This window comes from Pseudomonas carassii (assembly GCF_036324045.1).
Classification (GTDB): domain Bacteria; phylum Pseudomonadota; class Gammaproteobacteria; order Pseudomonadales; family Pseudomonadaceae; genus Aquipseudomonas; species Aquipseudomonas peradeniyensis.
Genome location: NZ_JAZDCT010000003.1, coordinates 92804 through 105753 on the forward strand (window position 1 = coordinate 92804; position 12950 = coordinate 105753).

General features: G+C 66.8%; 8 protein-coding genes. All 8 read right to left on the reverse strand.

Translation table 11 applies throughout. The features are described 5' to 3' along the window. Position 1 precedes the first annotated feature (1 nt). The 8 genes from V0R62_RS03085 to V0R62_RS03120 all read right to left on the reverse strand — a co-directional run bounded on the left by V0R62_RS03085 (position 2) and on the right by V0R62_RS03120 (position 12865). Positions 2 to 1024, reverse strand: coding sequence for an ABC transporter permease (locus V0R62_RS03085; protein ID WP_330102693.1), 1023 nt, complete (start codon positions 1022 to 1024; stop codon positions 2 to 4). Then, the gene (locus V0R62_RS03090) at positions 1024 to 2088 is read right to left on the reverse strand and encodes a microcin C ABC transporter permease YejB (RefSeq protein ID WP_330102694.1); all 1065 of its coding nucleotides are present in this window, start codon (positions 2086 to 2088) and stop codon (positions 1024 to 1026) included. Before V0R62_RS03090 ends, V0R62_RS03085 begins: the two co-directional genes overlap by 1 nt. A 1-nt stretch (position 2089) precedes the next feature. Continuing rightward, complete coding sequence (locus tag V0R62_RS03095) at positions 2090 to 3943, reverse strand: extracellular solute-binding protein (RefSeq protein WP_330102695.1); 1854 nt, start codon at positions 3941 to 3943, stop codon at positions 2090 to 2092. A gap of 10 nt (positions 3944 to 3953) precedes the next feature. Continuing rightward, positions 3954 to 6551, reverse strand: coding sequence for a TonB-dependent receptor (locus tag V0R62_RS03100; protein ID WP_330102839.1), 2598 nt, complete (start codon positions 6549 to 6551; stop codon positions 3954 to 3956). A gap of 768 nt (positions 6552 to 7319) precedes the next feature. Further along, positions 7320 to 9950, reverse strand: a complete 2631-nt coding sequence (locus V0R62_RS03105) for a TonB-dependent receptor plug domain-containing protein (RefSeq protein WP_330102696.1) — start codon at positions 9948 to 9950, stop codon at positions 7320 to 7322. 100 nt (positions 9951 to 10050) lie between these two features. Beyond that, positions 10051 to 11001 carry a FecR family protein gene (locus V0R62_RS03110; protein WP_330102697.1) on the reverse strand — a complete coding sequence of 317 codons (951 nt, stop codon included), beginning with the start codon at positions 10999 to 11001 and terminating at the stop codon, positions 10051 to 10053. Beyond that, on the reverse strand, positions 10998 to 11510 hold the full coding sequence (locus tag V0R62_RS03115) for a sigma-70 family RNA polymerase sigma factor (RefSeq protein WP_330102698.1): 513 nt from the start codon (positions 11508 to 11510) through the stop codon (positions 10998 to 11000). The genes V0R62_RS03110 and V0R62_RS03115 overlap by 4 nt, the downstream gene beginning before the upstream one ends. 188 nt (positions 11511 to 11698) lie before the next feature. Continuing rightward, positions 11699 to 12865 carry an N-acetylmuramoyl-L-alanine amidase gene (locus V0R62_RS03120; RefSeq protein WP_330102699.1) on the reverse strand — a complete coding sequence of 389 codons (1167 nt, stop codon included), beginning with the start codon at positions 12863 to 12865 and terminating at the stop codon, positions 11699 to 11701. Positions 12866 to 12950: the final 85 nt, after the last annotated feature.

Genomic DNA, 12950 nt, shown 5'->3' on the forward strand with positions numbered 1-12950 from the left:
GTCAGGCCCTCGGGTCGAAGGCGTCGCGGCAGGCTTCGCCGACGAACACCAGCAGGGAAAGGATCAGCGCCAGCGCGCAGAAGGCGGTCAGCCCCAGCCACGGCGCCTGCAGGTTGTTCTTGCCCTGGCCAATCAGCTCGCCCAGCGACGCGCTGCCAGCGGGCATGCCGAAACCGAGGAAATCCAGGGCGGTCAGGGTCGAGATGGCGCCGGTGAGCATGAACGGCAGGTAGCTCAGGGTGGCGTTGAGGGCATTGGGCAGGATATGCCGCAGCATCACCTGGCGATCGCCCACCCCCAGTGCCCGCGCCGCCTTCACGTACTCCAGGCTGCGCCCCCGGAGAAACTCGGCGCGCACCACATCGACCAGGGTCAGCCAGGAGAACAGCGCCATGATCCCCAGCAACCACCAGAAGCCCGGCTCGACGAAGCCGGACAGGATGATCAGCAGGTACAGCACCGGCAGGCCCGACCAGACCTCCTGCAGACGCTGGCCGATCAGGTCGACCCAGCCGCCGTGGTAGCCCTGTAGGGCACCGGCGGCGATGCCGAGCAGCGCGCTCGCCGCTGTCAGGGCCAGGGCGAACAGCAGCGACACCCGGGCGCCGTAGATCACCCGCGCCAGCACGTCGCGCGCCTGATCGTCGGTGCCCAGCCAGTTCTGCGCCGAGGGCGGGCTTGGCGCTGGCACCGTGAGGTCGTAGTTGAGCGTGTCGAAGCCAAACGGGATCGGCGCGAACAGCATCCAGCCGCCCTGCCCCTCGATCAGGGTGCGCACGAAGGCGCTGCGGTAGTCCGGCTGGAACGGCAGCGGGCCGCCGAAGTCCTGCTCGGTGTAACGCTCGAACGCCGGGAAGTACCAGTGGCCCTGGTGCGAGACCAGCAGCGGCTTGTCGTTGGCGATCAGTTCGCCGCCCAGGCTCAGGCCGAACAGCAGCACGAACACCCACAGCGACCACCAGCCGCGCCGGTGGTCCTTGAAGCGTTGCCAGCGACGCCGGGCAATCGGGGTGAAGACCTGCATCACACACTCCTCGCGGCAAAGTCGATACGCGGGTCGAGCCACTGGTAGCACAGGTCGCCCAGCAGCTTTATCAGCAACCCGCCCAGGGTGAAGATGAACAGCGTGCCGAACACCACCGGGTAGTCCCGCGATACCGCCGCCTCGTAGCTCAGCCGCCCCAGGCCGTCGAGGGAGAAGATCACCTCGATCAGCAACGAGCCGCCGAACAGCACCCCGACCAACGCCTGGGGCAGGCCGGCGACGATCACCAGCAACGCGTTGCGCAGCACATGGCCGTAGAGCACCTGGCCTTCACTCAGGCCCTTGGCCCGGGCGGTGACCACGTACTGACGGCTGATCTCGTTGAGCACGCTGTTCTTGGTCAGCAGCGTCAGGGTGGCGAAACCGCCGACCACCAGGGCGCTGACCGGCATCACCAGGTGCCAGAGGTAGTCCAGCAGCTTGCCGGGCACGGACAGCTCGGCGAAGTCGTCCGACACCAGCCCGCGCACCGGAAACCAGGCCAGCAGGCTGCCGCCGCCGAACACCACGATCAGCAGCAGGGCGAACAGGAAGGCCGGCATGGCATGGCCGAGAATGATCGCCGTGCTGCTCCAGACATCGAAGCGGCTGCCGTGGGCCACCGCCTTGCGGATGCCCAGCGGGATCGACACCAGATAGGTGACGAGCATCGCCCACAGGCCCAGCGACAGGGTCACAGGCAGCTTGTCGAGGATCAGCTCGGTGACCTTGGCGCCGCGGAAGAAGCTGCTGCCGAAATCCAGCCGGGCGTAGCTGGCAAGCATCAGCCCAAGACGCTCCAGCGGCGGTTTGTCGAAGCCGTACTGGCGCTCGATGTCGGCCAGCAGCTTGGGGTCCAGGCCACGGCTGGTACGGGACTCGCCGCCCACATGCTCGACCCGCGCGGCACCGGCGCCGGCCGTGGCGCCGATGCCCTGCAGGCGGGCCACGGCCTGCTCCACCGGGCCACCGGGCGCGGCCTGGACGATGGCGAAGTTGACCAGCAGGATGCACAACAGGGTCGGCACGATCAGCAGCAGGCGCCGCAGGGTGTAGGCAAGCATATCAATGCACCTCGGCGATGGGTTGCGTAACGGGGCGAGCCTGGGCGGTGGGGCTGGTTTCCCACCAGGTGTCGATGCCGGGATCGTTGCGCGGGGCGATCGCCGGCCGGCCAAAGCGGTTCCACCACACGCTCGAGGAACCTGGCGGGTAATAGTTGGGGATCCAGTAGTAACCCCACTGCAGCACCCGGTCCAGGGCACGAGCATGGCTGAGCATGTCGGTACGGTTGTCGGCGTGCACCAGACCGTCGATCAGCGCGTCGACCACCGGGTTGCGCAGGGCCATGAAGTTGTTCGAGCCCGGGTCGCTGGCGCTGGCCGAGCCGTACTGGTTGTAGAGTTCGGCGCCCGGCGCGGGCGAGACAGCGAAGCCGGTGACGATCATGTCGTAGTCGCGCTCGCGCACGCGGTTGGCGTACTGGGCGGTGTCGACCTGGCGGATCTCGAAGCCGATGCCGATCTGCGCCAGGTTGCGCTTGAACGGCAGCAGCAGGCGCTCGAAGCCCTTCTGGCCATTGAGGAAGGTAAAGCTCAGCGGCTCGCCGGCGGCATTCACCAGCCGGTCGCCCCGTGGCTTCCAGCCGGCCGCCTCCAGCAGCGCCAGGGCCTGCAACTGCTGTGGTCGGACATTGCCGCTGCCGTCGGTTGTCGGCGCCTCGAAGGCCTGGGTGAAGACCTCCTCGGGCAATTGCTGGCGGAACGGTTCGAGCAAGGCCCGCTGGCGGGCGTCCGGCAGGCCGCTGGCGGCCAGTTCGCTGCGCGAGAAGAAGCTGCGCTGGCGCAGGTACATGCCGTGCATCATCTGCCGGTTGCTCCACTCGAAGTCCCACAGCAGGCTGATCGCCTGACGCACCCGGCGGTCGGCGAACAACGGTCGCTGCAGGTTGAACACGAAGCCCTGGCTGGACTGCACCGCCTGCGGCGCCAGCTGTTCGCGCTGCAGACGGCCGTCCTGCAGCGCCGGCCCCTGGTAGCCGACGTTGTACTGGGTGGCCGAGAACTCGCGGTTGAAGTCGAAGCCGCCGGCACGCAGGATCTGCCGGGCCACGTCGGTGTCGGCGAAGAACTCAAGCTTGAGGGTGTCGAAATTGAACTGCCCGCGGGTCACCGGCAGGTCCTTGGCCCACCAGTCGGCCTGGCGGCTGAAGGTCACGCTGCGCCCGGGGTCCACTGCGCTGATGCGGTACGGGCCGCTGCCCAGCGGCGCCTCGAAGCCACCACCGTTGGCGAAGTCGCGGCCGTGCCACCAGTGCTCGGGCAGCACCGGCAAGCTGGCGATGTCCAGCGGCAGGCTGCGGTTGTCGACGTTCTTGAAGGTGAAGCGCACCTGGCGCGGCGACTCGACGATCACCTGCTCGACATCGGCGAACTGCAACCGGTAGCCGAGGCTGCCCTCGCGCATCAGCAGCTCGAAAGTGAAGCGCACGTCCTCGGCGCTGATCGGCCGGCCATCGGCGAAGCGTGCCCTGGGGTCGAGGTAGAAGCGCAGCCAGCGCCGGTCCGGGGCCAGCTCCATGCGCTGCGCCACCAGCCCGTAGACCGTGTAGGGCTCGTCCAGGGAGCGGTAAGCCAGCGGGCTGTACAACCAGCCCTGGATCTGGCTCACGCCGATACCCTTGTCGATATAGGGAATCAGATGGTCGAACTGGCCATTCTCCATGGACGCGCGGCTGAAGCGCCCGCCCTTGGGCGCGTTCGGCTCGACGTAGTCGAAATGCCGGAAATCGGCGGCATACCTTGGCGCCTCGCCATACACCGTCAGGGCATGGCTGGCCGCCGCCTGGGCCAGGCCCGCGCCGCCCAGGCACAGGCCCAGGCACACCACGCGCGCCAGGCGCGCTGCTTGGGAGTTCATCGCCCGATCCTCAGAAGTGATAGGCCACGCGGGTGAACAGCACGCGTCCGAACGGGTCGGAGTAGCGCGGGTCGTAGCCGCTCTGGAAGGTGTAGGTCTGGTTGCTGAACGGCGGCTCGCGGTCGAACAGGTTCTGCACGCCGCCGGTAAGGGTCAGGGTGCCGCGCCAGTCGTAGGTGGCGGCCAGGTCCCAGACGTTCCACGAGCCCACCTGGCCATGGCTGTCGCGTTTGTCGTCGTTGTAGCCGCTGGTGAAGCGATTGGTCAGGCTGGCGCTGAGCGGCCCCCGGCTCCAGCTGCCGGTCAGGCTGTGGCGCCAGCGCGCCACGGCGCCGGCCGAGGCGAAGTCGCCGCCGCGGAAGTCGCCGACCTTGTCGATGTACTCGCCATCGCGTTGCTGCTGGTAGTCGTAGCGGGTGACATAGGTGCCTTGCAGCGTCAGGCCGAAATTGCCCAGGGACGATTCGGGGAAACGGTAGTCGAGGCTGACGTCGACGCCACTGGTCTTGACCTTGCCCAGGTTGGCCAGGCCCGTGACGATGTGGTCGATCGAGCCATCGGCCTTGCGCACCACGCGCTCGGGGTACAGGTCGGGGTTTTCGAACACGGCCGACTCGGGGAAATCGGCGATCTGGTTGGTGATCTTGATCCACCAGAAATCCAGCCCGGCGGACAGCGCGCTGATCGGCTGGTAGACGAAGCCGAGGGTGACGTTGCGTGCGGTCTCGGGCTTGAGGTCGGGGTTGCCGCCATTGCGGCTGAGGAACTGCTGGGCGCAGTCGCGGTTGGCGATGCCGCCATTGCCCGGAGTACCGCCTGGGCACAGGCGCGGGTCGTTGTAGTTGGCGTTGGTGAAGCTGGTGAAGGTCGGGTTGTACAGCTCATACAGCGACGGGGCGCGGAAGCCTTCGCTGTAGGCGCCACGCACCACCAGCTCGCGCAGGGGCTGGAAGCGGAACGAGTACTTGGGGTTGGTGGTGCTGCCGAAGTCGCTGTACTTGTCATGCCGCAGCGCTGCCGACAGCTCCAGGCTTTCCAGCACGGGCACGTTCAGCTCGGCATACTCGGCGCGTACCGAGCGCTCGCCAGCCACACCTCCATCAGGGTCGACGCCCAGGCTCTGGATGTTGCCGGCGAATGCGTCGAACGCCTGGTGGAAGTCCTCCTTGCGGTACTCACCGCCCAACGCCAGGGCGGAGGTGCCCGCACCGAACCAGTCGCCGATCTCGCGGCTAAGACGCCCATCCAGGCTCTTGACCCGCCCCACGGCGCTGCCGTACTCGCCACTGAGCGCGGCCTGTTCCAGCAATGCCCGCCCCGCTTCGCCCTGCGGGCCGAACGGGTTGATCGTGCCATTGGCGATACCGGCCTTGATCGTCTGGTCGTCGACGTAGCCGGAGCGGATGCTGTTGCTGACCTTGTTCTGGTTGTAGGCGGCGCCGACGTTGTAGTCCCAGCCCGCCACGAAGCCTTCGAACGTGAGCAGGGCGCGCTGGCTGACGTTGTCGTCTTCCTGGCGGCGCGGCCCCACCACGCTCTCGCGCCAGTTGACGTTGACCGGCCGGGTCGGGTCGAGGGTGAAACCGTTGGGCCCAGGGGTGATGCCGTTGCCAGGATAGAACGTCGTGCCCGGGTCGACCTGCGCCCCGGTGAGGGTGCCCGGGCCGACCTCGGTGCGGTTCTTGTTCTGCGCCCAGAAGTACTCGAGGCTGACCCGGTGATCATCGGCCAACTGCCCGGTGGCCTTGCCGAAGAACGAGGTCTTGTCAGTTTCCGGGGCCAGGTCCAGGTAGCGCCACAGCGACTCGCGGCAGATGCCGCTGCGCGGGATCAGCCCCGGGCCGTTGCAACCCGATGCGGCCAGCGGGTTGGTGGCGTTGGCACCCTGGCTCCAGTTGGCCGGTGAGGCGGTGCCGGAGGTGTAGTCCAGGCCCCGGCCCGGCTGGTAGTTGTAGGTGAAGTCGCGGTCCTTGGCCTTCAGTTGCTTCTGCTCCTCGTGGCTGACCACGCCGAACACGTTGAAGCGGTCCTCCTCCAGGTCGCCGAAACCCCAGCTGCCACTGAAGTTGTTGCCGTCCCCGCCGCCGCCACGGGTAGGGCTGCTGTAGCCGGCGCTCAGCTCGCCCTCGGTGACGCTCTTGCGGGTGATGAAGTTGATCACCCCGCCGATGGCGTCGGTGCCGTACAGCGCCGAGGCGCCGTCGCGCAGCACCTCGACCCGGTCGATGGCGGCGAACGGGATGGTGTTGAGGTCGACGCCGGACCCGTTGATGGCGTTGGTGGCGTTGTTGCTCAGGCGTCGGCCGTTGAGCAGTACCAGGGTCTTGTTCGGGCCGATGCCGCGCAGGTCGGCGTAGGAGGCGCCACCGCTGTTGGAGCCGACCGAACGCCCGGCGCTGACCGACGATTGGTTGGCGGCGATGCGCTTGACCAGTTCTTCGGTGCTGGTGACGCCCTGGCGCTTGAGTTCCTCGGTGCGCAAAATGGTCACCGGCACCGCGGTCTCGGCGTCGACCCGGCGAATCGCGCTGCCGGTGACTTCGATGCGCTGCAACTGGGGCGGGCTCACCGGTACCGCCTGTTCATCAGCCCGGGTCTGGTCTGGCACGACGGCGGTGACGACGATGCCGTCGGCATCCTTGTGCTGTTGCAGGCCACTGCCTTGCAGGGCGCGTTGCAGGGCATCGGTCGGCGCCAGGTCGCCGCGAATGGCGGGCGCCTGGCGCGATTCGACCAGCGACTGCTCGAACGAGATGGGCAGCGCCCCTTGCCGCGAGATGCTCAGCAAGGTCTGGTCCAGGGGACCGGCGGGGATGTCGAACTGGACGGCGCAAGCCAGCCCGGGAGCCAGGCTCAGGGCCAGCAGCGTGCGCGACAGCGGCGCGAGGGAAAAGGGCGTCAAGGCAACACTCCGCATCAGGTTGTGGGGAACATGATCGGTTGTGCAATGGCACCCGGATTTTTATAGGGCGGGGTTAGATCGTTGCGTGATGAGCTTATACTCGTTCAGAAATGATGGGATTGTCTGCTCTAACATCCCTTTCAAGGTGTCCGACATCAGAGTTGCAGCGCCTATCAGATCGAGCGCCGCCCGCGCGGCGCATCGCGACACAAGGCCGCTCCTACATCTGTTTCGGGCCAGTCAATCCTGTGCCATTACCTTATCCGCCTTGTTGGTACGACGCGGTTTCAGTGTGGGCACCACTGCCGCCCCACCAGTCTCAAGACATGCACCAAGGCGGGCAACCATGGCCTGACAGGTTCGGCACGTTACAACAAATGTAGGAGCGGCCTTGCGTCGCGATGCGCCGCGCGGGCGGCGCTCGGTCTCACAGGCGCTGCGAGGGTAACGGCGAACACTCTGAAAGGGCCGACGCTAACTACCAAAGTGATAACTCAGATCCAGCCACACCTGACGACCGTAGGGGTCGTAGTTGCCGGTCGGGTAATAAGGCCACCCCGCCGAATCGTCATGCTTGATCTTGTTCAGCAGGTTGTTGACCGTCAGCCCCACGCTGGCCCGTTCGTTCAGCCGGTAACGGGCGCTGGCGTTGACGTTGGTCCAGGGCGACAGGCGCCCATCGGCCGCCGCATTGGTGACGCTGCCGTAGCGGATCGCCAGCACGGTGGTGGTGAACGCCCCATAGTTCCAGGTCAGGCTGGCGTTGACCTTGCTGCGCCAGTCGGTGTTGTTGCGGCTGGTGCGCAGGTCTTCGCTGGGCGCGTCATCGGCCTCCTTGTAGTTGTGCGACAGCACCACGCTGTAGCCCAGGGTCGAACTGAACGCGCCATACTCCCCCGCCCCCCAGCGCAGGTTGGTCCTCAGATCCAGGCCGCTGACCCGTTCGCTGGCGGCGTTGATCGCGTTGATGCGCACGCGCTGCAACTGGTTGGGATCGACCGCCGCATTGCCGGCATTGCGGTCAATGCGCGCCAGCACCGCCTGGCAACTGGCCGAGTCGCTGCCACTGGCACGGCAATCGTTCTCCTGCTGCAGCAGGCGGTTGATGTCCAGGCTGGTCAGCAGGTCGTCGATCTGCACGCGCCAGAAGTCGGTGGAGAAATCGAAGTTCGACGTCGGCGACCAGACGAAACCATAGGTCCAGGACTTGCCGCGCTCGGAGGCCAGGTCCGCGGTGCCGCTCTGCACATAGTCGACCCGCCCCCGGTCACAGGCCCCCGCCACGCCCTGGCTGCAACCGTAGTAGTCGATCTGGTCGGGGGTGTAGCCATTGCTGTCGGCCTGGAACAGGTAGTTGAGGTCGGGCGCGCGGAAGCTCGTGCCGTAGCTGCCACGCAGCAACAGGCTGTTCAGCGGGCGCCACTCCAGGCCCAGGTTGTAGGTCTTCTGCTGCTCGCTGCGACCGCTGAACTTGTACTGGTCCCAGCGCCCGGCCACCGACGCCAGCAGGCTGTCGGCCAGGGGAATGCTGAACTCGCCCCCGGCGGCATAGCGGTCGCGTCCGCCGCCGGCGTTTGCGGCCGGGCTGGTGTTGTAGAAACTACCGTCACCGAGCGCGTCATCGGTGTCGATGTGATACTCCTGACGCCCGGCCTCCAGTACCCCGGCAAAGGCCACGGGGCCGGCCGGCAGCTCGAACAGGTCGCCGTTGCCGCTCAGGCTGAGGGTCTGCGAGGTGGACTTGCTCTCCTGCACCAGGCTGCCGCGAAACTGCCGCCACTCGTCCTCGGTGAGCGGCCGGTCGATGCGCGACGGGTCCGGGTCGAACACCGGATAGCCGTCCCGGGTGCCCAGTTGCGGACCCAGGTAGAAGTCGCGGATCCCGGCCAGCGGGGTGTAGCGGGTACTGCGCGTGCTGCGGTATTCGGAGCGGTTGGCGGCGACCTGGTAGTGCCAGCTGGTGTCGGCGATACGGTCCTCCAGGCCTAGGGTGCCGGTCCACGACACTTCGCGCCACTTGCTGTTGTTGCTGGTCTTGCCACCGATCTCCTCGCTGGAAAAACGCCGGTACCAGCGCTCCAGCTGGCCAGTACCCTGGTTGATGAAGTCCGGCGAGGTGAAGCTCGGGCCACGGGTGTTGTTCTGGATATGGTCGAAGCCGAACATCAGGTCGGCGAACACCTGGCCGCTGTCGCTGAAGTGCCAGGCGCCACGGGTGTAGCCATCGTAGTTCTCCTTGGCCGTCTGCAGGGTCCAGTAGTCGTTGTAGACCTGGTCGGTGGTGCAGCGTCGGCCATTGCCGCTCAGCGACCCTTTGAAAATCCCCGCATAGGCGCCGCAACCAGGCCCCAGGTACTGGCCGCTCTGCAGGTTGCGCCGGTAGCCCACGTCCAGGGCCGGGCCGCTGTCCATGAAGCCGCGCTGATCGGCCCAGATCGGCTCGCGATTGGTCAGCTCGAGGCCGAACACGCCGTCGAAGTCGCCCCAGCTGTCGCCGCCGCTGATCTGCAGGCGCTGGTTGTCGCCACCACCGCGCTCGGCATAGCCGCCGCGTACGTTGACGTCGACACCGCTGGCCTTGTCCTTGAGGATGATGTTCACCACCCCGGCGATCGCGTCCGAACCGTACACCGCCGACGCGCCGCTGCTCAGGAGCTCGATGCGGTCGATCATCACTGACGGGATGTTCGCCAGGTTGGTGAAGTTGACGTTGCCGCCATAGGCGGTGGGGTAGTCGGCCACGCGGCGGCCATTGATCAGCACCAACGTGTGATTGGGCCCCAGGCCACGCAGGTTGAGGGCGCTGGCGGCGGGCTGGAAGGTGTTGCCGTAGTCTTCGCCCTGGGTCATGCCGGTGTTCTGCGTTTGGCTGGCGATGGCGTCGTAGACATTACGATAGCCGCGCGCCTGGATCTCCTCGGCACTGATCACCGTCACCGGCGACGGTCCCTCCTGCTGCGCGCGAGCGATGCGCGAGCCAGTTACCGTGACCCGTTCCAGTGCCGTGTCGCCAGTAGCCTGCGCTGGCCCATTACCAAGCAGCGTGGCCAGGCCGGTGGCCAGCGCCAGTGTCGCCGGACGGCGTCGGTGTTTCCTTGATTGCATTGCAGTGCTCCCCCATCGATTGGCTTTTCAGGGGTGAGCAACAGGCGCGGCGGATTTATAGGGCGGGCTTAGGCTATCTGGTGCTGAGGATATAACCGGCTCAAGGCACGTCGATGCTGACCCAGTAGTCGCTGTGCCGGCTGATGCGAATGGGCAGCGACTTGGCCAGCAGTTGCAGGCTGCGCTCGCTGTCATCCAGCGGGTAGATGCCGCTCAGGCGCAGGCGCGCCGCCGCGGCGCTGACCCGGATGATCCCCGGCCGGTAACGGCGCAACTGCTCGATCACCTCGCCCAGCGAACGGTCACGGACCTCCAGGCGCCCCTCGATCCAGGCCGTCGCATCGCCCCGCACCGACTCCAGGGCGAACAGCCGCTGCGCCTCGAAACGTATCTGCTGGCCTTCGCCGACCTCGGCGCGCTGCCCGCCCAGGGTGGTGACCTCGACCCGGGAATGCAGCATCGTCAACTGTGTACCCGTGGCCTGCTGCTCGACCTGAAAGCGCGTGCCCAGCGCACAGATCCGCCCCTCGGCCGTGGCCACCAGCAAAGGCCGCGTCGGGTCGTGCCGGACATCCACCAGCAACTGGCCGCGGGTCAGTTGCACAAGGCGTTGCTCGGCATCGAAACGCACCGCGACCTGGCTGCGGGCATCCAGCACCAGGCGGCTGCCATCGGGCAACAGCAGGTCGCGCCGCTCGCCCGTGCCGGTCTGCAGGATATCGCCCCCCTCCCCCGGCCAGCGGCTGGCCCACAACCCGGCCAACGCCACACCCGCCACCGCCAGGCTGCCGTGGACAAACTGGCGACGGCTGCTGCGCGGCGTGTTCAGCGCCTGCAGCAAGCGCTCGCTGGACACGCCCTGCACACGCCCGCCCTGCAACCCGCCCAGGCCCAGGCTCATCTGCCGCACCACCTGCGCCCGAAGCGGATCACCCGCCTGCCATTGCTCGAACGCCCGCAACTCCTCGGCGCTGGCCTGGCCCGACTGCAGCAGGGCCAGCCACTGCGCGGCCTCGCCGATCATGGCCTCGTCCGGGAACCCAGGGCTCATGCCGCCTCCAGCGCCAGGTAGCAACGCTTGAAGGCTTCGGCCATGTACTGCTGCACGCGGCTGACCGACACCTCCAGGCGCTCGGCGATCTGGACATAGGTCAGGGCATCGAGCTGGTGATACAGGAACGCGGCCTTGGCCCGCGGCGACAGGCCGTCGAGCAGCCGGTCGAGGGTGAGCAGGGTCTCGATCACCAGCAGGCGCTCCTCCGGCGACGGATGCACCGCCGCCGGCGCCAGGGCCAGGCTGTCGAAGTAGGCGCGTTCCAGGTCCTGGCGGCGCCAGCCCTCGTACACCAGGCGCCGGGCAATGGTGGTCAGCAACGCGCGGGGTTCGCGGATCGCTGCGGGGTCGGGCATGGCCAGCACCCGCAGGAAGGTCTCCGAGGCGATGTCCTGGGCGCCATGCGGGCAGCCCAGTGCGCGGCCGATACGGCCGCACAGCCACCCGTATTCACGTTGGAACATTTGCCCGACCAGGGTGAGGGAAGAAACGGAAGAGGACGTCATGGCGAGCTCCAAGCTGAACAGCAACCATCCATTGGAAGGAGAGCAACGGACTTTGCCTGACAGCGTTTCAAGCTTGGAAGGAATAATAAATTACTAAATAATCACCTTATGGAATATAAAATGGATCAACCTGCCGACTTCGCGTGCTTGATGCTCTTCTGCCCTGGGGCACAGGCCACCCTTATTCCCTAGGCTTGCTCCTTGGCCGCAATCAGGCTGCCAGCAGGCGGCTGCTGGCGGAAATAACCGTCCAGCCCGGCAAAGATCGCTGCGGCCACCTTGCGCTGATGCCGAACATCATGCAGACGCTTGCAATCGCCGGCATTGGAAATGAACCCCGTTTCGACAAGGATCGAAGGCACCGCCGCCGACTTGAGCACCGCGAACCCGGCCTGCTCCACCCGCGCCTGGTGCAGGCCCGACACCCGTCCCAGCTGGCCGAGCACCTGATGCCCCAGGTCCAGGCTGGCGGCAATCGTCGAGCTAACGGACATGTCCAGCAGCACGCCCGCCACCATGGGGTCGGGCTGGCGCAGTTTCACCGGCAGACCGCCACCGACGTTGTCCGCCGCGTTTTCCCGCTGCGCCATCCAGCGCGCCATCGATGATGTCGCGCCGCCTTGGGACAAGGCAAAGACAGAGGCGCCCGAGGCAGTAAGCCGGGGCGCTGCGTCCGCGTGCACCGAGACGAACAGGTCGGCATTCAGACGCTGGGCGAGTTCGACGCGCTTGCGTAGCGGGATGAACACATCATCACTGCGCACCAAACGTGCCTTGTAGCCCTTCTGCGCGTCGATACGCCTGGCCAGCAACTTGGCAATCTGCAAGGCGACGTGCTTTTCCTGCTCGCCCTTGGCCCCCACTGCGCCAGGGTCCTTGCCGCCATGCCCGGCATCCACCACGATCAGCAGGTCACGCAGGCGCGCGGATGGCTGTGCCGCTACCGGCGCGGCAGCCAGCGCAGGCCCGGTGAGCGACAGCTCGAGCCCGTGCCCCCCGGCCTGGACCGTGCGAACCTCGCTGCGCAAGGCCGCGGCGGCCAGGTCCACGACGATACGCAGGTCTCCAGTCGCGGTGATCCCGCTGCGAATCGCCGTGACCGCTGTGCCTTGCAGGGCAAGGTCAGCCAGCGATGCCCGAAGGGTGGCCTGGGGAAGATCAAGCACCAGCCGAGGTGGCGCGGCGAGGCTGAAATGCCTGGCCGCCACTGGCCCGGTCAGGTCCAGCATCACCTTGGTGACATTGCCTACCTGGCTCACGCGAACGTTTCTGACTGCCTGGGCCGCCTGCGCCGCAAGGGGCAGCGGCAATGCCAGGCATGCCAGCAACAATTTCAGGACACGGCGTCGATCCATACGAACTCCAACGGGCCAGCGAAGACCCAGACAATATCGCTGGCCTCCCACAAAAGCTACATTATAACATATCAATTATTGTCGT